Origin of the sequence: Antarctobacter jejuensis, assembly GCF_052266595.1 — a bacterium.
Lineage (GTDB): Bacteria > Pseudomonadota > Alphaproteobacteria > Rhodobacterales > Rhodobacteraceae > Antarctobacter > Antarctobacter jejuensis.
In genome coordinates this window covers 38,266-57,761 of sequence record NZ_JBQQXJ010000018.1, presented here as the reverse complement: position 1 = coordinate 57,761, position 19,496 = coordinate 38,266, and the positions used below count along the sequence as shown (strand labels likewise).

The 19,496-nt window shown below is 63.3% G+C and carries 19 protein-coding genes; 10 read left to right on the top strand and 9 right to left on the bottom strand.

Annotated elements, in window-relative coordinates; genetic code table 11:
• Positions 1-3: 3 nt before the first annotated feature.
• Positions 4-1,281 (top strand): aspartate aminotransferase family protein, encoded by a 1,278-nt coding sequence (locus ACTXGA_RS20550; protein ID WP_443396530.1) that lies wholly within the window; start codon positions 4-6, stop codon positions 1,279-1,281.
• An 8-nt stretch (positions 1,282-1,289) separates the two neighbouring features.
• Here ACTXGA_RS20550 and ACTXGA_RS20545 read toward each other — a convergent pair whose 3' ends face one another.
• Positions 1,290-1,961: a GntR family transcriptional regulator gene (locus ACTXGA_RS20545; protein WP_443396528.1), complete on the bottom strand. Its 672-nt coding sequence runs from the start codon at positions 1,959-1,961 to the stop codon at positions 1,290-1,292.
• A 76-nt stretch (positions 1,962-2,037) separates the two neighbouring features.
• Between ACTXGA_RS20545 and ACTXGA_RS20540 the strand changes: the two genes are divergently transcribed.
• Positions 2,038-3,102 (top strand): AbrB family transcriptional regulator, encoded by a 1,065-nt coding sequence (locus tag ACTXGA_RS20540; RefSeq protein WP_443396526.1) that lies wholly within the window; start codon positions 2,038-2,040, stop codon positions 3,100-3,102.
• Here ACTXGA_RS20540 and ACTXGA_RS20535 read toward each other — a convergent pair.
• The 7 genes from ACTXGA_RS20535 to ACTXGA_RS20505 form a co-directional block, all read right to left on the bottom strand.
• On the bottom strand, positions 3,071-4,048 hold the full coding sequence (locus ACTXGA_RS20535) for a D-2-hydroxyacid dehydrogenase family protein (RefSeq protein WP_443396524.1): 978 nt from the start codon (positions 4,046-4,048) through the stop codon (positions 3,071-3,073). The two genes, ACTXGA_RS20540 and ACTXGA_RS20535, sit on opposite strands and share 32 nt — an antisense overlap.
• Entirely contained in the window at positions 4,045-4,278 is a 234-nt protein-coding gene (locus ACTXGA_RS20530; protein WP_443396522.1) for a hypothetical protein, read from the bottom strand. Before ACTXGA_RS20530 ends, ACTXGA_RS20535 begins: the two co-directional genes overlap by 4 nt.
• A 79-nt stretch (positions 4,279-4,357) precedes the next feature.
• Positions 4,358-4,519 (bottom strand): hypothetical protein, encoded by a 162-nt coding sequence (locus ACTXGA_RS20525; protein ID WP_443396520.1) that lies wholly within the window; start codon positions 4,517-4,519, stop codon positions 4,358-4,360.
• An 11-nt stretch (positions 4,520-4,530) separates the two neighbouring features.
• Positions 4,531-5,340 (bottom strand): universal stress protein, encoded by an 810-nt coding sequence (locus ACTXGA_RS20520; protein WP_443396518.1) that lies wholly within the window; start codon positions 5,338-5,340, stop codon positions 4,531-4,533.
• A gap of 1 nt (position 5,341) precedes the next feature.
• Positions 5,342-6,430, bottom strand: a complete 1,089-nt coding sequence (locus tag ACTXGA_RS20515) for a 4-oxalomesaconate tautomerase (protein ID WP_443396516.1) — start codon at positions 6,428-6,430, stop codon at positions 5,342-5,344.
• A 117-nt stretch (positions 6,431-6,547) separates the two neighbouring features.
• On the bottom strand, positions 6,548-8,578 hold the full coding sequence (locus ACTXGA_RS20510) for a tripartite tricarboxylate transporter permease (protein WP_443396515.1): 2,031 nt from the start codon (positions 8,576-8,578) through the stop codon (positions 6,548-6,550).
• Between the two features lie 75 nt (positions 8,579-8,653).
• Entirely contained in the window at positions 8,654-9,730 is a 1,077-nt protein-coding gene (locus ACTXGA_RS20505; protein WP_443396513.1) for a tricarboxylate transporter, read from the bottom strand.
• Between the two features lie 151 nt (positions 9,731-9,881).
• Here ACTXGA_RS20505 and ACTXGA_RS20500 point away from each other — a divergent pair, with 151 nt between their 5' ends.
• Positions 9,882-10,550, top strand: a complete 669-nt coding sequence (locus ACTXGA_RS20500; protein WP_443396511.1) for a response regulator transcription factor — start codon at positions 9,882-9,884, stop codon at positions 10,548-10,550.
• Positions 10,547-11,929, top strand: coding sequence for a sensor histidine kinase (locus ACTXGA_RS20495; protein WP_443396509.1), 1,383 nt, complete (start codon positions 10,547-10,549; stop codon positions 11,927-11,929). Before ACTXGA_RS20500 ends, ACTXGA_RS20495 begins: the two co-directional genes overlap by 4 nt.
• Before the next feature lie 4 nt (positions 11,930-11,933).
• On the opposite strand, the gene ACTXGA_RS20490 is transcribed toward ACTXGA_RS20495, so the two are convergent.
• Entirely contained in the window at positions 11,934-12,938 is a 1,005-nt protein-coding gene (locus ACTXGA_RS20490; RefSeq protein ID WP_443396508.1) for a nuclear transport factor 2 family protein, read from the bottom strand.
• Between the two features lie 116 nt (positions 12,939-13,054).
• Between ACTXGA_RS20490 and ACTXGA_RS20485 the strand changes: the two genes are divergently transcribed.
• From ACTXGA_RS20485 to hisD, 6 genes are all read left to right on the top strand, one after another.
• Complete coding sequence (locus tag ACTXGA_RS20485) at positions 13,055-14,104, top strand: ABC transporter ATP-binding protein (protein WP_443396507.1); 1,050 nt, start codon at positions 13,055-13,057, stop codon at positions 14,102-14,104.
• Positions 14,105-14,198: 94 nt separating this feature from the next.
• Positions 14,199-15,455 (top strand): ABC transporter substrate-binding protein, encoded by a 1,257-nt coding sequence (locus tag ACTXGA_RS20480; protein WP_443396505.1) that lies wholly within the window; start codon positions 14,199-14,201, stop codon positions 15,453-15,455.
• 67 nt (positions 15,456-15,522) lie between these two features.
• Positions 15,523-16,554: a carbohydrate ABC transporter permease gene (locus ACTXGA_RS20475; RefSeq protein ID WP_443396504.1), complete on the top strand. Its 1,032-nt coding sequence runs from the start codon at positions 15,523-15,525 to the stop codon at positions 16,552-16,554.
• Positions 16,555-16,565: 11 nt separating this feature from the next.
• Positions 16,566-17,447 carry a carbohydrate ABC transporter permease gene (locus tag ACTXGA_RS20470; protein ID WP_443396503.1) on the top strand — a complete coding sequence of 294 codons (882 nt, stop codon included), beginning with the start codon at positions 16,566-16,568 and terminating at the stop codon, positions 17,445-17,447.
• A 124-nt stretch (positions 17,448-17,571) separates the two neighbouring features.
• Entirely contained in the window at positions 17,572-18,105 is a 534-nt protein-coding gene (locus ACTXGA_RS20465) for an ester cyclase (RefSeq protein WP_443396502.1), read from the top strand.
• Between the two features lie 75 nt (positions 18,106-18,180).
• The gene (gene hisD / locus ACTXGA_RS20460; protein ID WP_443396500.1) at positions 18,181-19,491 is read left to right on the top strand and encodes a histidinol dehydrogenase; all 1,311 of its coding nucleotides are present in this window, start codon (positions 18,181-18,183) and stop codon (positions 19,489-19,491) included.
• The last annotated feature ends 5 nt before the right edge of the window (positions 19,492-19,496 follow it).

The following is a 19,496-nucleotide window of genomic DNA, read 5'->3' as shown; positions in this document are numbered from 1 at the left end:
CCCATGCACCGCACCCATACCCAAGCCGAATGGATCGACCGCGCCCGTGCCGTCCTGCCCGCCGCCGGCTTCGGCAATTTCGACGCGGGCATCGTGATCGCCCGGGGCGAGGGCAGCCATGTCTGGGATGAGGACGGCCGTGAATACATCGACTACCTGATCGGCTCTGGCCCGATGCTACTGGGCCACGGCCACCCGGAGGTCATGGAGGCGGTGCTGGAACAACTGCCTTTGGGCATGACGTTTTTCGCCAACAACGCGCGGGGCATCGAACTCGCCGAGGCCATCGTGGACGCGGTGCCCTGCTGTGAACAGGTGCGTTTCGTCACCTCTGGCGGTGAGGCGGATATGTACGCGATCCGGCTGGCGCGGGCCTATACCGGCAAGACCAAGCTGTTGAAGTTCGAGGGCGGCTATCACGGCATGAGCGCGGAGGCACAGATGAGCCTTGCCCCCGCGCGCGAGGTCAATTTCCCGACGCCCGTGCCGGACAGCGCGGGCATTCCGCAGGGTGTTGCCGATGAGATGTTGATCGCGCCGTTCAACGATCTGGAGGCGGTCGCTTCCCTGCTGGATGAACACACCGATGTTGCCGCCATCATCGTGGAGCCTTTGCAACGGATCATTCCGGCACAACCGGGTTTCCTGCAAGGCTTGCGCGACTTCTGTACCAAACACGGGGTCCTGTTGATCTTTGACGAGATCGTCACCGGTTTCCGCCTCGCCTACGGTGGCGCGCAGGAACGCTATGGTGTCACGCCCGATATCTGCACTCTGGGCAAGATCATCGGAGGCGGCTTTCCCCTTGCCGCGCTTGGGGCCTCGGTCGAGATCATGGCGCATTTCGACAAGGGCGCGGTGGGGGCCGAAAAGTGGCTGATGCAGTTGGGCACGCTGTCGGGCAATCCCGTGGCCTCTGCCGCCGGGTTGAAAACAATGGAGGTGCTGCGCCGTCCCGGACAGTATGACCGGTTGCGTGCGCTGGGGCAGGAATTGATGGACGTGCAGGGCGCGGCCCTGACGGAGGTGGGCGTGGCCCATCGCATCTGCGGCGACCCGACCCTGTTTGACATCTACTTTACCGACCACAATGTCACGGATTACCGCAACGCGCGTCACCGTCAGCCGAAGGCGTCCGAGACGTGGAATTCGGTTCTGCGGGCAGAAGGCATCTTCAAATCCGCGGGCAAGCTGTACCCATCGCTGGCCCTGACAGACGCCGATCTGCAGCAGACCCGCGCCGCGGTGGCCAAGGCCGCGCAGGCGGTGGCGGCGCTGTAGACGTCAGGTCAATCGGTCTCGATGGCGCGGTCCCTTTCGCGCAGCGTTCGGATGCGCGCGCGCTGGGCGGCCTCGATATGGCGGCGCATCTGGATCTCGGCGGTTTCGCCATCGCGGGCTGTCAGCGCTGCCATGATGCGCGCATGTTCGGCGATCGCATCCTCTGCCCGAACAGTGTTCAACAGCTGAGAAGGGCCGACGATCAAAAGGGACTTCTGCAACGACTGCATGGATCGGCTGAGAAAGCGGTTCTTGGCTGCATCCAGAAGCGTGGCATGAAAGATGCGGTTCAGGCGCGCCGCCTCTGCCCCGGTTGCTGCCTGCGCGATCTGATCGTTCAGCACTGCCATTTCCTGCAATTCCACATCCGATGCCGCCCGCGTCGCCAGCCGGGCGGCGGTGCCTTCAAGCACCGCGCGCATCTCGTATAGCTCCATGACCTCGGAATAATCCAGCTGCCGGACAGAGGCGCCGATGCGCGGCACATGGGCGACAAGACCATCCGCCTCGAGCTGCCGAATGGCCTCGCGCACCGGGGTGCGGGAGACGCCAAGGCGGTCGGCCAATTCCGTCTCGCGCAAGCGGTCACCGGGCAGCAGGCCGCCTTCGCGGATTTCGTCCAGCAGGCGGCGATAGGCTGAGTTTCCCTGCTGTGTCTGGCCGTCGTCATCGCCTTGCATGTTCTTCCTCCGGCGTCTTGTATTCTATTGCATACAGGCGTATGCAATTTCCGTCAATCAAGGGAAGGACGCCGTCATGCGCAATCGACTCGACACTCTGTCGCCGTTGGCCCACCGCGCCCTGACCTTTGCCCTTGCCGCTCTCGGAACGGCGGTGTTCTGGGCGCTCGGCCTGCCGCTCCCCTTCCTTTTCGGTCCGATGAGCTTTTGCCTGGCCGGTGCTTTGCTGCATCTGCCGCTGAAAGGCTTCGGGCAGGTCTCGGTCGGCGCGCGGACAATCCTGGGTGTGGCGGTCGGGGCGTCGATCACGCCTGCGCTCTTTGCCGAATTGCCGCGCATGGCGCTGTCCATCGCGCTGGTGCCGCTGTTCATTCTGCTGATCGGGCTGGTCGGTGTGCCGTTCTTTCGCCGGGTGTGGGGCTTCGACGCGCCCACCGCCTATTACGCGGCCATGCCGGGCGGCCTGCAGGACATGGTGATCTTCGGAACTGAGGCGGGCGGCAATCCGCGCGCCCTGTCGCTGATCCATGCCACACGGGTTCTGATTATCGTGACGGTTGCGCCTTTCTACCTGACGCATTCTCACGGGGTCGGCCTGACCAATCCGATCGGCGCGCCCGCCGCCGAAATCCCGCCGCTGGAACTTCTGCTGATGGTCCTTGCCGCATGGATCGGCTGGAAGGGTGGGGAAAAGATCGGCCTGTTCGGTGCGTCCATCCTTGGCCCGATGCTCGTCACCTCAGCGCTGTCGCTGGCCGGATTGATCCACATTCGCCCGCCGGCTGAGGCGATCCTTGCCGCGCAATTCTTCATCGGCTGCGGGATCGGCATGCACTTCTTGGGCGTGACATGGCGCGAGCTGACCCGCGTTGTCGCCGCCGGGGTGGCTTATGTTTTTGTTCTTGCGGTTCTGGCTGCCGTGTTTTCCGGCGCGGTGACGGCATTCGGTCTTGGCAAGCCGGTCGAGGCCTTCCTGGCCTTCGCTCCGGGCGGCCAGGCCGAGATGACGGTCTTGGCCATCGTCACCGGTGCCGACCTTGGGTTCGTCATCACCCACCACCTGACGCGCATCGTGTTGGTGATCTTGGGCGCGCCGATCGTGGCGGGGATCATCCGGCGGCGGTCCGCACCTCCGGGTTGATCATGTGGATCGGTTCCCCCGCCGCATAGGCCCGCACCTGTTCGAAAATATCGGTGAACTGCTTGTCGAACTCGTCCTCGGTGACAAAGCCGATATGGGGCGTGCAGATCAGATTGGGATGCGCGAGCAGCGGGTCGGTGGGATCGGTCAGGGGTTCGGTGTCAAAGACATCCACCGCCGCCATTCCGGGCCGCCCCGCATTCAGCGCTGCCAACAGCGCGCCCTGCGCCACCAATCCCGCGCGCGAGGTGTTCACGAAGAGCGCGCCGGGTTGCATCTGTGACAGGTCCTCGGCGGTGACGATTCCGCGCGTCTCGGGCGTAAGCCGAAGGTGGACCGACACCACGTCGCTGTCGGCAAAAAAGGCAGTGCGGCTGGCGGCCACGGTCTCGCCGTCCGCTCTTGCACGTTCGCGGCCAGCCTCGGACGACCACCAGAGCACCTTCATCCCGAAGGCGCGCGCATAGTCGGCGACGGCGCGGGCGATCTTGCCATAGCCATAGAGGCCTAGCGTCCGCCCGCGCAGCGTCTTGCCCACGCCCATCTGCCAATGCCCCGCCTTGGCCGAGGCCATCTGCTGCGGGATCTGGCGCATGGCGGCCAGCATCAACCCAAGGGTCAGTTCCGCGGCGGCATAATTTGCGCCCTCTGCCCCGGTTTTCGAACAGAACAACACGCCGTTTTCTGTGCAGGCGGGCACGTCCACATGCGGATAGGCGCCGCGTTGTGACAGCAGTTTCAGATTGGGAAGGCGTTCGATCAGGCTGCGCGTGACGGTCGTGCGTTCGCGGAACAGGATCAGCGCCTCGGCCACTGGCAGCCGTTCGACCAGTGTGTCCTCGTCCACATGATCGGTCCAGACCGTGACCTCATGCCCGTCCAGCAGGTCGAAGCAGGGCAGGTGGCGCAGGGTGTCGAACCAATCGTCTAGAATATGAACTTTCACCGGCTTTCCACTCCCGCGCCGGGCCGCAGGGTGCGCGGCGTGGCGACAAAGACCTCTGCATCCAGCGCGTTCAGCGCTTTGCGGACGCGGCTGCGCGTTGCCAAGAGATGCGTGTATTGCGCATCGCAGCCCGCGACCGGGCCGGGATAGCTGGCCAGTTCATCGGACAGATAGGCCAGCGCCGCGCGCAGGGCGCGGCCGGCTTCGGCGATTTCTTCAGTGGCGGTCATCGAGGCACCTCGGCAGATCAGCTCTGCATACAATGGTACACAGGTTGCCGGGGCCAAATCAACGGGTCTGAGGCCGCAATCACCCTTCGCAGGACAGGGCCTTCAGCGCCTTGCTGACACGACGGTGCAGGTCATCCAGTGTGCGGGTATCGCCTTTCGACGTTTCGATCTTCTGCACAAGGTCGTTGCGCAGGGCCTCAAGTGCCGCCGCAGCGGAGCGGAGTTGAGCGTATTCGGACATGTTCAGTTTCCTCAGTGCGACAGGAGGACGGGGATTTTGACGTCCCGCAGGACGCTGGCGGTCATGCCGCCCAACAGATCTTCGCGGAACTTGGAGTGTTCATAGGCGCCCATGACCAGCAACGAGGGGTCGTGCCGTTCACAATAGTTCAGGATCGACTGGGCGACGGCATGCCCTTCGGGCCAGCCGTGATGCACCGCCTCGACGTCATGGCGTGAGAGGTGGACCATCAGGTCGTCCAGTCCTTCGATCTCGCCCACGGTCAGCACGCTGACCTTGCCCTGATCTTCCAGCAGGCGCAGGCTGTCGGACAGCGCGCGTGCAGAGGCGCGGCTGCAATCCCATGCCAGCGCGGCGTGGCTGTGGCGGGCCTCTGTGTCATAGCCGTCGGGTACCACGATCACCGGACGTCCTGACAACAATGCGATCTTGTCGGGGTGCAGGCGGACATGTTCGTCATCGCCTTCCATCGGGCGGCCGACAAGGATCATGTCGTAGGCGCGGGCGGCCTCGGACAGGGTCTTGTCGACGCGGCCTGCGCGCACCTCGTAGCTGAGCGCATCGCCAAGGTCCAACTCACCGCGCAATACCTCGAACCGGGCTTCGATCGCGGTCAGGATGCCGGATTTCGCCTCGGCCAGCAGGGTGCGGGCCTCTGCCGGGATCCAGCGGGACCGGGTGTCGAAGGTTTCATGCGTCGAATGCGCCAGCATCGCGCGCACATGGGCGCCGCGGGTGCGCGCCAGAGAGGCGGCATAGCGCAGGGCAGCCTCCGAGGCTTCGGAGCCGTTGAAGGCGACGAGTAGGTTCATGATCGGCATGTCAGACGCCTTTCCAGATGCGGGAGGGGACAAAGACCTTGCCCTCGGCCAGCTTGCGCGCGGTGCGCAAGAGACCGGCAGAGTTGAGGGCGAAGCCATCGCTGGTATCGAAATCGACCAGCACCTCGATGGTGCCTGACGCGTGTTCCAACACCACATTCGCGGGGTTTTCGTTGGGGCGGTTCAGCAGGCCGTCGGCCACGGTGCCCGGAGTCAACGCGCAGGAGGCGAGGCACTGAGACCCAGTGACCGCCATGCTGGGATGTGTGTTCCACGGCATGAAATAGCGCGTTGCGATGGTGCCACCGTCCCGGGCCGGGGCCAGCAGGCCGAACTTGGGGGTGACAGATTTGGACACATCGCCCATGCCCATCAACTCGCCCGCCTTCAGGCGCACGGCCTCCATCCGGGCAAAGAAGTCCTTGTTGTCGTCCAGTTCGGCCACGGTTTCATAGCCGGTCAGGCCAAAGTCCGCGGCGGGGGCGATGGTCATGGGCATGGCTACGTCCATGCAGGTGACCTCGATCCCGTCGATTTCATCCCGCAGGTTGCCGGTGGGCAGGAACTTCCCGGTCGACGACCCCACGACCCCCATGAAACTCAGCGCAACCGGCGCGGCGCTGCCGGGAACGCCCGCAATCTCTGTATCGCCATCATAGGTGACTTCGCCGCCGGGCGTCTGCACCTTGGCCAACACCTTGGCTCCGGTGTTCACCGCACGGATCCTGACCTCTGTCACGTCGCCGGACGGCTGGATCAGCCCCATCTCGATGGCGGCGGGCCCGACGCCGGACAGGATGTTGCCGCAGGTCGGTTTGAAATCGACCAGTTGATCCTCAACGGAGACCTGCGCAAAGAAATAGTCGATATCCGCCCAGTCATCGTCGGACATGGACAGCATGGCGACCTTTGTGGTCACGGCGACGCCCCCGCCAATGCCGTCGATGTTGATCGGGTGGCCAGAGCCCAGGGCCGCAATCAGCACCTGCGCCAGCGTTTCGCGGTCTTCGGGCAGGTCGGCGCGGTTGAAATAGGGCCCGCGCGAGGTGCCGCCGCGCATGAAAACAAAGGGGATACCGGTCTGGGTCATGTCGGTTTTCGTGTCCGTCTCTGTGGTTTTTGTCACGGCTCATCGCGTGACGTGTGCCCCGCAGCAGCTGGGCTGGAATGGGTTTCGGGGCCCCTCAAAAGGGGCCCCGAAGCAGGATCATTTCAGCGGCCAGGGCAGATCCGCATAGGACTGCAGCAGGCCCGGCGGGAAGTCGCGGTTCAGCGACCATGCCATGACGCACATCAGGGTGATGCCCGCCGCCGTCAGGATCAGCGTCTTCTCCCACGAGGCCTGCGCCCGCACCCGCAGGAAGGCGATCAGGAACCCGACCAGAGCAAGGATGAAGCCCACGAACCACGTGGCGGCGATCAGACCGGCAAACCATGCCAGCGTCGACCACAGGCCATAAGGTGCATCTGCGTCTTCTCCAGCCACTTCCTTGTCGGCAAAGATCACATCCGTTTCCGGGCGCATCATCATCTGCACCAGCATGATCAGGCAGCAGCCAAAGGCGATCCCGCCAATCACCAGCGGCACGATCTTGTCCGTCAGGTTGTAGTCGGGGATCATGTGGGCGTTGAACAGTGCCACCACCAGGTAGGCCACGATGACCAGCAGGAAGATCATCGGCGCGCGCTTGGATCCGGATTTCACGTCGCCCTCTGCCATGATGCTTTTCGCCTGACGGATGCCCAGAACGACGGACACCACGGTGACGATGATCAGGATGATCACGATGGGCGAAAAGATGTAGTCCATGCCCTCTTCGAACGACTTGCGGAACCGGAACGACGCGATCTGGAAAGCCTGGTTCGAAAATTTCTCGACCGGGTTGGAGAGCACGAAGCCGATCAGGAAGGCCGGGCGCGACCAGTCGAACCGGCGCAGGAAGATCCCGATCAGGCCGATGGAAAAGAGCGCCAGCAGGTCTTCGAAGTTCTGCCCGGACTGGAACGCCGCGAAGGAGATCAGCATGAACAGGAACGGTGCAAGGTAGGTAAAGCGAATGGTCGTCAGCTTGGCGATGCCGCCCGAGGCTGCGATGCAGAGCAGGGTGCCCACCACGTTCGCCAGCGCCAGCAGCCAGACAATCGAATAGGTGATGTCGAGGTTGTCGCGCAGCATCGACGGGCCGACCTCGATGTCGCCGGATCCCAGCAGCGCGATGGCCCCGATGAAGATCGCCATGGAGCCGGAGCCGGGGATGCCGAACAGCAGGGTCGGGACAAGGCCGCCGCCTTCCTTGGCGTTGTTCGAGCTTTCCGGCCCGATCACGCCGCGGATTTCACCCTTGCCGAAGTTCGACTTGTCCTTGGTGGTCTGCACCGCGTGACCATAGGCGATCCAGTCGACGACCGACCCGCCCAGACCCGGAATGACACCAACCAGAACGCCGATCAGAGAGCAGCGCACGGACAGCCATTTGTTGGCGACCCAGTCCTTGACGCCCTCGCCCCAGCCGGCACCCAGCTTGGCGTCCTTGGCGATGGACCGGTCCTGCCGCAGCAGGCTGATGATTTCCGGCACGGCAAAGATGCCAAGGCCTACGATCACCAGCTTCAGACCGTCTGTCAGATAGGGAATGTCATAAGAGGCCATGCGCAAGCTGCCGCCTGCGTCGGCCTCGCCAATGGTGCCGATCATCATGCCAAGGCCCGCCGCCGCCAGTCCCTTGAGCGCCACGCGCCCGGCCAGAACCGCGACCATCGAAAGGCCCAGAACCGTGATCATCAGCATTTCGGGCAGGCCAAAGGCCAGCACGATGGGCCGCGCCACAAGGATGAACAGCGTCAGGAACAGCGCGCCAACCAATCCGCCGAACAACGAAGAGGTAAAGGCCGCCGACAGCGCCCGCGCCGCCTGGCCTTTCTTGGCCAGCGGGAAACCGTCCAGAACCGTCGCCTGAGAGGCAGAAGATCCGGGAATTCCCATCAGGACAGAGGCGAAGGTGTCAGAGGTCGGAACCACGGCCACCATGCCGATCATCAGCGCAAGACCTAGAACGGGGTCCATCCCGAACATGAACGGCAGAAGCAGCGACAAGCCGGCGATGCCGCCAAGGCCGGGAAAGACACCCACGGCAAGGCCCATCACGACGCCAAGGACAAGATAACCAAGCACAACAGGTTGTAGGATCAGCGCCCATGCATCGGCGAGTGCCGGTAGGGCGGTTGCGAACGTGTCCATCGCAGCCCCTCGATTTTCAATATGTGAAAAGGGAAAGACGGCCCCGGGGTATCCCGGGGCCGCAGGTGGTCACGCTTACTTCAGCGTGACGCCATAAGCTTCTTGTAGCCAGTTGGTCACAAATGCCTTGGCGTCGGGCGACACGGTGGTGCCGGCCACGGTGGCCTTTTTCGCGCCCTCACCGACGAAGACGTCGTATTTGCCCACGCGCTTGGCGGCGATGGTGGCAAAGTTGTCCCGCTTGCGCACTGCGTCGAAGGCGGCGGTGTAGGCGTCAACCACGTCCTGCGGCGTGTCACCCGGCAGGAATGCGATCTTCTGCACCGGGAAACCGGAGATGAAGAAGGCTTTCCATGCGTCCCATGCCTCGCCCGAAGTTTCGCAACCGTCGGTCGCTTCGCAGACTTCCTTGAAGGTCGGGATGTCCGGGAAGGTCGGGTCACGGACGATGTCGCCGTTTTCGTTCAGCGCGCCCCAGGTCATCATCGGAACGGCCTTGCCCTGAGCGACCAGTTCCGCCGCGGCGCCAAGGTAGGCGGACGAGGTCTGATAGTCGATGGTGGCTTCGCCGCGTTCGAACATCAGGCGACCGTCACCACGGCCCTTGATGCCAAAGACCGGCTCGACGTTCATGCCCAGCATTTCCCAAGCCAGCAGCGGGACGAGGTCCAGACGGGTTGCGCCCTGCGAACCATAGATGAAGTCGATGTCCTTCAGGCCGTTGGCGGAGCCGTCGAACTTGGCGCCATCCTCGGGGTTCAGGTAGGCCACGCCGCCGGTGCCCGATGCCATGACCGGGGTCCAGTCGCTGTATTCATAGCGCACGCGGGGATCGCCCAGCAGGTAGGGGAATTGCGTCGAGCCGGAGGTGCCGAACAGCAGCGTGCCATCGTCGTGCTTCTGGTCCTGGAACCAGTTGGCGCCCTTGGTCGAGCCTGCGCCCGGCATGAACTTTACGACAACGGTGGGGTTGCCCGGCAGTTCTTCGGACAGTAGCGGGCCAAAGAAGTTGGCCCATTTGGCCGAACCGCCGGTTTCCGAGAAGGGGATCACCCACTCGATGGTCTTACCCGAGAAATCGACCTCGGCCAGAGCAGGGGTCGCCAGCAATGCGACGGCTGCGGCGGTGTTTGCGAGATACTTGATGGTCATTGGTGTCCTCCCATGGACGTATTGGATCAGACGGGTGTGTCCCCGCCGATGCGATTGCGTATTCTTCAGGGAACGAATCCCTCCTCCAATGGCGGGCAATCTGCCGTTTCAACCTTGCGTGAAACTTGCGCAGACCGGAGAAAAAACGACTATGCGCATAGCAGTCATAGAAGACAACGTGGAGCTTGCCAGCGGGATCGCCCACAGATTGCGGGACCGGGGGCATTCCGTGGACGTTCTTCATGACGGCCGGGACGCTGCGGATTTTCTGGCCCGCGATGGCGCGGACCTTGTGGTGCTGGACATCAACCTGCCCGGGCAGGACGGTCTGGCGGTGTTGCGCGGCATGCGCAGCGCCGGGGACGGGACGCCGGTGATCCTGCTGACTGCACGCGGCGATACGCAGGACAGGGTCGCCGGTCTGGACAGCGGTGCCGACGACTATCTGACCAAGCCGTTCGAGATGGATGAGCTGGAGGCGCGCCTGCGTGCGCTGGCCCGTCGCAAGGATCTGGTGTTTTCGGCGCGGGATGTTCTGGGCGGGCTGGTCTTTGACCGCACCAGTCGGCAATTGATGCAGGGCGATCAGCCGCTTGACGTCCCCCGACGTGAGATCGCGGTGCTGGAATGTCTTGTGGAACGGCGCGGCCGCATCGTGTCCAAGGCGCAACTGACGGCGCATGTCTACGGCACCGGGGCAGATGTGGACGATAGTGCGGTCGAGCCGCATGTGTCGCGCCTGCGCCGCCGGATCGAACGGCACGGCATCCGGATCAAGACCGCGCGCGGCCTTGGCTACATGCTGGAGACAGAGGCGTGAGCGACCGCGCCCTGTCCCTGCGACAGCGGCTGTTCGTTCTGATCGTCTCGCCCTTGCTTGTGGTGGCGGTCCTGCTGGGCATCTGGCGGTACGAGGTCGCGCAGGCCACGGCAGAGCAGTTGTTTGACCGCGGCCTTCTGTCTGCGGCGCTTGCCATTTCGCGGGATGTCACGATTTCCGAAGGCGATGCGCTGTCGCCGCGCACCCGCGACCTGATTTCCGACGCGGGCGGGGGCGAGGTTTTCTATCATGTGACGGGACCGGGCGGTGTTTACGTCACCGGCTATGCCTATCCGCCCGTCGGGGCCTTTGACGGTGTGCCGGGTGTGCCCGAGTACCGGATCGCGGTCTACAAGGGCGAGCCGGTGCGCCTGCTGCGCATGACCGAAACAACGATCATCGGAAATCTGACGGGGCAAAGCGTCGTCACGGTCTGGCAGCGCGTCGCTGATCGCGACGCCTTTGCGGTAGAGCTTGCGCGCAGGGCGGTCATCCTGATGGCGGGGTTGATCATGACGCTGGCGGTCGTCGTCTGGTTCGGCGTGAAACTGGGTCTGAGACCGCTCAGTGACCTGCAGCAGGCGATCGAGACGCGGACGCCGGATGACCTGTCCCGCATCCGCCGTCCCGTCCCGCAGGAGGTAGAGGGGATCGTTGCCACTCTGAACCGGCTGCTGGGGCAGGTCGACGCCAGCATCCAGTCGCATCAGGCTTTCATCTCGGACGCTGCGCATCAGTTGCGCAACCCGGCCTCGGCCCTGCTGTCCATGGCTGAGGCGCTGCCGACGGTTGCCGACCCGGCCGAACGCCGGTTGCGAGAGCAGGAACTCATCGGTGCGGCCCGCAAATCCGCGCGTCTGGCCCAGCAGCTCTTGTCGCTGGAGCGGTTGCGCTACGGCGTCGGTCTTGGCGACGAGGTTTTTGACCTTAACGAACAGGTGGAACAGGTCTGTTCGGACATCGCGCCAGAAATCCTGTCCCGCGACCTGAGCTTTTCCTTCGAGCGTCATGATAGCCCCCTGCCGGTGGCGGGCGAGCGGGTGCTGGTGGGCGAAGCGATCGGAAACCTGATCGACAACGCATTGCAACACGGCGGGCCCGGCCTGACCGCCATCGCCGTCGCGACCTCCGCCGAGGATGGCATGGCCGTCGTCCGCGTGTCCGACGACGGCAAGGGCCTGACACCGGCGGATGCGGAAAAGGTGTTTAGCCGCTTTGGCCAGTTGCAGCCCGGTGCGGGCAGCGGTCTGGGCCTGTCCATCGTCGAACAGGTGGCGCAATTGCACGGTGGTCGGGTGATGGTCGAAGCATCCGACAAGGGGGCGGTTCTTTCGTTCCGCCTGCCCATTGGCGAGCCCCGAAAGGCAGAAACCGGCTGACCCCTCAGGTACGCGGCACGGTTTTCATCCGTTCAAGGATGTCCACGCCCTGCGTCTTCCAGAAATGTAGCAGGTCGATGAAGATCCAGTTCTCGGCCAGCTTGTCGCCGTCGCGCCGGTAGATGTCGATCACTCGCATCTCTCCCGGCACATCCGATCCCGGCATTCCCATGAAACCGCCCTTGTGACGCGCGGTGAAGTTGGGCCAGCCGAAGAACCCGCCAAAATGTCCCTCTGCCATCCGGCACAGGTGCTTTGTCTTGGAACGGTCGGTAAAGGCCGCGCGAAAAGGGGCCGAATGCTGTTTGGCGTAGCGTTCGATCGTGTAGGTCGCGCCGATGCCCGCCGGTCCCCACCAGATCATGTCGTCGGTCCATGTGCGCGCCAATTCCTCTTCCAGAGGCAGGCCAAGCTGCCACGTCCCAAGGTCTCCGATCATGGCGTTGATGGTGGCCAGCGTGGTGGTGCCCACCTCCTCCGGCTGTGGATCGAACAGCAGGCCGTCATGGGTGATCGGCCCCGGCTGCACTAGATGCGCGGCGGTCTGCGGCGGAAAGGGCTGCAACCCGGCCTGCATCATCAGGTGGGGAATGTCGAAATACATCGACGTCTCGACGATCTTACCCCCTTCAACCCGGTTGAATTCGCAATAGCGCAGAAAGGCCATCTTGCCCGTGGGCGCGATGCCCAGCCACGTCTGGTCGAACAGGCCCATCAGGTGGCCCATCGACACAACCCAGGTCGAGGAGAAGCCGTCCATCTCATTCCGGCCGGCCATGAAGATATCCATGCGGCGCTGCATCCGGGTCAGCGACTGACGAAACGGTTGCCAGAATCGCTCTGCAATCTCTTCCGGTCCGGTCAGTTCGTTGAACGGGTGGAACCCTCGCCAAAGGCAGTCATCTGTCGTGTATTCAGCCAGAATCGCAGGTAGGTTCTGAATGTTTGCGCCATCCAGCCGGCGGTAAAATTCCCGGACCAAAAGTTTTTCTGCCTGAAAATCAACCATCTCTCTGGGCTCCATGCATACGCTTGCAAAAAAATCTTGCCAACTCGCCGCGGCTTTGTCTAGCCTCTTTGCAAGCGTATGCAAAATCAGTGACGCAGCCCATAGGGAGATGCCAGATGGCCGAAATCCAGTTGCGCAATGTCGGCAAGCGGTGGGGCGATTTTGTCGGCGTCGACAACTTTGACCTGACCATCGCAGACCGTGAGTTTCTTGTTCTTCTGGGGCCGTCCGGATGCGGCAAGACCACGACCATGCGCATGATCGCAGGGCTGGAGGATCCGACCGAAGGCGAAATCCTGATCGGCGGAAAAAAGGTCAACAACCTCGAGCCCAAGGATCGGGACGTGGCCATGGTGTTCCAGAGCTATGCTCTGTACCCGAACATGAACGTCTACGACAACATCCGCTTTCCGTTGAAAGTGCGCGGCATCGACCCCGCCAGCCATGACGAAAAGGTGCGTCGCGCCTCGGCCATGGTGGAACTGGACGACTTCCTGCACCGCAAACCCGCTGAACTGTCCGGCGGTCAGCGGCAGCGCGTGGCGCTGGCCCGTGCCATCGTCCGCGAACCCAATGTCTTTCTCATGGACGAGCCGCTGTCGAACCTCGACGCCAAGCTGCGAGTGTCGACCCGTGCGCAGATCAAGAACCTCAGCCACGAGCTTTCCGTCACAACGATCTATGTCACCCATGACCAGATCGAGGCGATGACGCTGGCCGACCGGGTGGTCGTGATGGAAAAAGGCATCGTTCAGCAGGTCGGCAGCCCGACGGAAATCTACGACAACCCCGCCAACACCTTTGTCGCCAGCTTTATCGGCAGCCCGGCCATGAACCTGATCGAGGGCAGCATGGCTGGCGGCAGCTTTAGCGCGCCCAACGTCCGGATCGACGGGCTTTCGGCCCCGGATGGCAAGATGACACTGGGGTTCCGGGCCGAGGATGCGTCGGTCGTGGAAAGCGGCGGCCAGATCAACGCGCCGATCTACACGCTCGAGCTGCTCGGGGATGCCACGATGGTCACGGTGCGCATCGGCGGCACGCTGGTCAGCGTGCGCGCGGACAAGAATTACCGGGCGGAAATCCAAGACATGGTTTCAATCCACGTCCCCTCTGACCATTGCCACCTGTTCGACGGACAAACAGGTGCCCGCATCGGGGCCTAGGCCCCCAGCGCTATTCCCGGGCGGATCACCCGGGGAGACCCCGAGGTGCGCGATTGCAAGGCGCACCCGACCAACAGAAAACAGGGAGAAAAAAATGTTTTTGAAGAAGATCGCCATCACCGGGGCCGTGGCGGGCCTGATGGGAACGGCGGCCTTTGCCGCGGGCCACGGTGTCGACTGTGGCCCCGAAGGCCAGTCGATCCGCATCCTCGCCAGCGATTTCCCGGCGATCCATGCCATCGCCGATCAGGCGGAGGCGAACTGCGCTGCAGCGGCGGCGGAATTCACCCGCAATCACACCACCGAAGCGCGCCAGATCATGAATGCCGCGCTGACGCCCGATCCGGCTGAATACACCAGCGTCATCCTCGCCAACTCGACCCTGACGCAGCTGATGAACGATGATCTGGTGCGTCCGCTGGATGACCTGGTCGAGAAATACGGCGCCAACATCAGGAAATCGCAGCTGATCACCATCGGTGGAAAGGTGATGGCGGTGGCCTTCATGGCGAACTCGCAGCACCTCTATGCTCGTCAGGACATTCTGGCAGAGGCCGGAGTAGAGGGCATTCCCGCCACCTATGACGAAGTTGTGGCCGCCGCCGAAAAGATCCGCGCCGCCGGTATCATGGAATACCCGATCGTCATGAACATGCAGACGGGCTGGAACCTCGGCGAGACCTTCAACCTGTTCTTCCTCGCGCAGGGGGGCGAATTCTTTGAGCCGGGCACGGCAGAGCCCAAGGTCAACAGCGAAGCGGGTATCGCCGCGCTGGAAACGATGGCCAGGCTGATAGAATACACGCACCCCGATCACCTGACCCATGCCTCGAACGAAACGCAGGGCCTGTGGGAAGCGGGCGATGCGGCATTGGGCATCATGTGGGGCTCTCGCGGGTCGGCCATCCTTGACGAGGACGGCGCACTGCCCGAAGTCCGCGAAAATACCGTGCTCACCGCCGCCCCGTCGGTTGATCCGGGCGGCATCCCCGGCGCGACCCTGTGGTGGGACGGCATCACCATTTCGCGCAACGTCAGCGACGCAGAGGCAGAGGCCACCTTTGCCGCACTGGTCAGCGGCATGACCCCGGAAATGGTCAAGGCCAACAATGACGACGCGGTATGGCTGCTGGACGGGTTCACCCCGGGCGCCGCGGCGGCAGGTGTTGCGGCCACGGCACGCGGCGGGGCCAAACCCTATCCGATGATCCCGCAGATCGGCCTGATGCATAACGCGCTGGGCGCCGAACTGGTGGATTTCCTCAAGGGTGAGGAAAGCGCGGAGCAGGCGCTCAAGGACGTCGAGGCCGCCTACACCACGGCTGCCAAGGAAGCGGGCTTCCTGCAGTAACCGACAACGACGCGCCCCGGGCACTGATCCGGGGCGCGTACCTGCCAACCCCACGGAGCGCTTCGCGATGAAAGACCGTACCTTCTTCTGGTTCATCCTGCCGACGCTTTCGGCGATGCTCCTGTTCATCGCCTTGCCGATCGTCTCGGTGTTCATCCAGTCGCTGCATATCCAGCACGAACAGGTACTGGTCGTCTCCGAAAGCTGCGGGCCGTTTGGCTGTGAAACCACCTCCGAGGTGGATCAGGAGGCCACCCGCGCCCTGCGCGAGGCGCAGCCGCTGGGCAAGTTCAACGGGCTGGGCACCTATTTCAATCGCTCGCACCTTGCTCTGTCCGAAGTGGCCGAGGAATGGCGCAACAGCGACAGTCTCGGCACCTTCTGGAACCGGGTCTACAACCTGCCGTTCTACAAGGCGCTGACCTTCACCATCGCCTATACCGCAATCGTGACGCCCTTTGTCCTGATCCTCGGGCTGGCCGTGGCGGTGGGGGTGAACAGGCTGCCCAAGCTGCTGAAGGGGCCGACGATCTTTGTCTCGCTCCTGCCCATGATCGTGACCCCGCTGGTGGGCGCGCTGATCCTGTTCTGGATGGTCGATGGCGACGGCGTCATCGGGGCCACGCTGCAGCGGATCTTCGACGATCCCTCTCTCAGCCTGAAAGCCTCGCCCACGCTGACATGGGTCATGCTGATGGTCTACGGCGTCTGGCACTCGCTGCCGTTCAGCTTCATCGTCTTCTACGCGGGTCTGCAAACCGTGCCCAAGGACACGATGGAGGCGTCGATGATCGACGGCGCGACCACCTGGCAGCGGATGCGCTATGTCACCATCCCGCACCTGATGCCGCTGGTGACCTTCGTGACGCTGATCCAGCTGATGGACAACTTCCGCGTGTTCGAACCCATCGTCAGCTTTCAGGCGCAGGCCCACGCGACCTCTCTGTCCTACGTGATCTTCAACGACCTCCGTGAAAGCGGCAACCCGCTCTACGGCTCCGCCGGCGCGACCTCGATGATGACCATCATCGGCGTGGCCATCCTGTTGACCCCGGTGCTGATCCGCACATGGCGCAACTACAACCGCAAGGCGCACTGAGGAGAGACCCCATGAGCACCAAGGCCCTCGACCGCATCACGCCGCTGACCGTCATTTCCTTTGCGCTGGTCGCCCTCTGGCTGATCGTTGCCGCCTTTCCCTTTCTCTGGACCCTCTGGGGTAGCTTCAAGGTGCAGGCGGACTTCTTTTCCAAGGCAGACTGGATGAACGCCCTGCGCGGCACCAACACCCTCGCCGAAACTGGCGGCGCCTTTACAGGCAAGGGCTATTACGGCGCATGGGTGCAAGAGGAATTCTGGCGCGCGGTGCTGAACACCTGCATCGTCGTTTTCTTCACCGTCATCATCTCGCTGACCTTCGGCACGCTGGGTGGTTACGCTCTGGCGCGGTCGGGCAAGAAATACGCCTTCTGGATCCTGATGGCGGCGCTGGTCTTTCGCGCCATGCCGCATATCACGCTGGTCTCGGGCTATCTGCTGCCGTTCTTCGAATGGAACGTCTGGGGCATCCTGCCCACCACGATCATCGTGCTGGTGGCGATCAATCAGCCCTTCACCCTGTGGATGCTGCACAGCTTTTTCCTGAACATCCCCAAGGACATGGACGAAAGCGCCATGGTCGACGGTTGCACCCGGTTCCAGGCCTTCCGGCATGTCATCATCCCGGTGATGTGGCCCGGCGTCATCACCACCGGCCTGTTCAGCTTTCTTCTGGCTTATAATGATTTTGCCGTGACCTCGATGCTGCTGAGTTCCGAGAACGAGACCATGATCCCCGCCATTGCCAGCTTTCTTGGCACCACGCAGGTCGAAGGAAACGTGATGTTCGCGGTCGCCGCCGTGGTCTCGGCCACCGTGCCGCTGTTCATCCTCGTGATGTTCTTCCAGCGCCAGATCGTCAGCGGTCTGACCGCCGGGGCGGTCAAGGGATGAGTTCCGCCGCCCGTCATAACGCCCTGTCGCGCCATCCGGCCCTGAACAGGATGCCCCGGGATTTTCTGGAGCGGGCGACCCCGTTCACCCCAACTCCCCAAGGCATTCAAGAAGGAAGACAGAGATGAAAGGTTCACGCCCCGAACAGGCGGTCCTGTCGCGAGACACGGACATGAGCAAAACAGACGAAACCCGCGCCGTGATCGAAGGCATGGTCGACGGGCTCAACGATCACCGCATCGAAGATATCGGCCAGTTCTTTGCGACAGGCTTTCGCTGGATGGGCAACACCGGCTGCGGCACCAAGACCGGCCTGCAAGAGTTTCAGGACAACTGGCAGCGCCCCTTTCAGGCGGCGTTCAGCGACAAGACCTGCATCGACGAGGCCCGCCTTTACATGGGCGAATGGGCCGCGGCATTCGGTCGGCAGGAGGCGACGCATTCCGGCACCTTCATGGGGGTCGCCCCCACCGGCAAGCGGGTGCAGATCCGCTACATGGACTTCTGGAAGGTCGAGGACGGCAAGATCACCGACAACTGGGTGATGGTCGATTTCCCGCATGTGCTGGCGCAACTGGGCGTCGACGTCTTCAACGGCGAAGGCTGGGAAGCCTTTGATCGCGGTGAACGCGAAGCGCCCCGGCCCGCGGCGGAGTAACAGCTGTCCCGGCCTTTGTGCCGGGACTTCAATTGGAAGGGTCCCGGCACCTCGTCCGGGATGGGAGAGACGAAAATGGCTATCGCATATCTCAAGCAGGGCAAACCCGAGGCCGAGCGCGCCGAGGATGACGCCAAGGTGCGCGGCACCGTCGAGGCCGCGCTGAAGGACATCGAGACACGCGGCGATGCCGCCGTGCGCGAGATGTCGCAGAAGTTCGATAACTACAGCCCCGAAAGCTTTCGCCTGACCCCGGGCCAGATCGAAGGGCTGATGTCCAAGGTGTCGGCCCGCGACATGGAAGACATCAAGTTCGCGCAGAAGCAGGTCATGAACTTCGCGCAGGCGCAACGGGCCTCGATGACGGATATCGAGGTCGAAACGATGCCCGGCGTGGTGCTGGGGCACAAAAATATCCCGGTGCAATCGGTGGGTTGCTACGTGCCTGCGGGCAAGTTTCCCATGGTCGCCTCGGCGCATATGTCGGTGGCCACCGCTACCGTGGCCGGCGTGCCGCGCATCGCCGCCGCCACCGCGCCCTTCAAAGGCGAACCCAACCCGGCGGTGATCGCCGCCATGCATCTGGGTGGTGCGCATGAAATCTACGCCCTTGGCGGCATTCAGGCCGTGGGCGCCATGGCCATCGGGACAGAGACCATCGAGCCGGTACACATGCTGGTCGGCCCCGGCAATGCTTTCGTGGCAGAGGCCAAGCGCCAGCTTTTTGGCCGCGTCGGCATCGACCTCTTCGCGGGTCCGACGGAAACCATGGTGATCGCCGATGAGACCGTCGATGCCGAGCTTTGCGCCACGGACCTGCTGGGCCAGGCCGAACATGGCTACAACTCACCCGCCTGCATGATCACCAACAGCCGCAAGCTGGCCGAAGACACGCTGGCCGAAATCGACCGTCTCTTGCAGATATTGCCCACCTCCGAGACGGCGCGCGTCAGCTGGGAGGATTACGGCGACATGATCCTCTGCGACACGCATGAGGAAATGCTGCAGATCGCCAATGACATGGCCTATGAGCACGTCCAGATCATGACGGACCGCGATGACTGGTATCTTGAGAAGATGCACAGCTACGGCGCGCTGTTCCTTGGCCCCCGCACCAACGTGGCGAACGGCGACAAGGTGATCGGCACCAACCACACCCTGCCGACCAAGAAGGCGGGGCGCTACACCGGTGGCCTCTGGGTCGGCAAGTTCCTGAAGACACACAGCTATCAGCGCGTCACCACGGATGAGGCGGCGGCGATGATCGGCGCATACGGCTCGCGCCTGTGCATGCTGGAGGGCTTTGTCGGCCACGCCGAGCAATGCAACATCCGCGTCCGGCGCTATGGCGGCAAGAACGTGGCCTACGGCACCGCTGCCGAGTGAAGTCA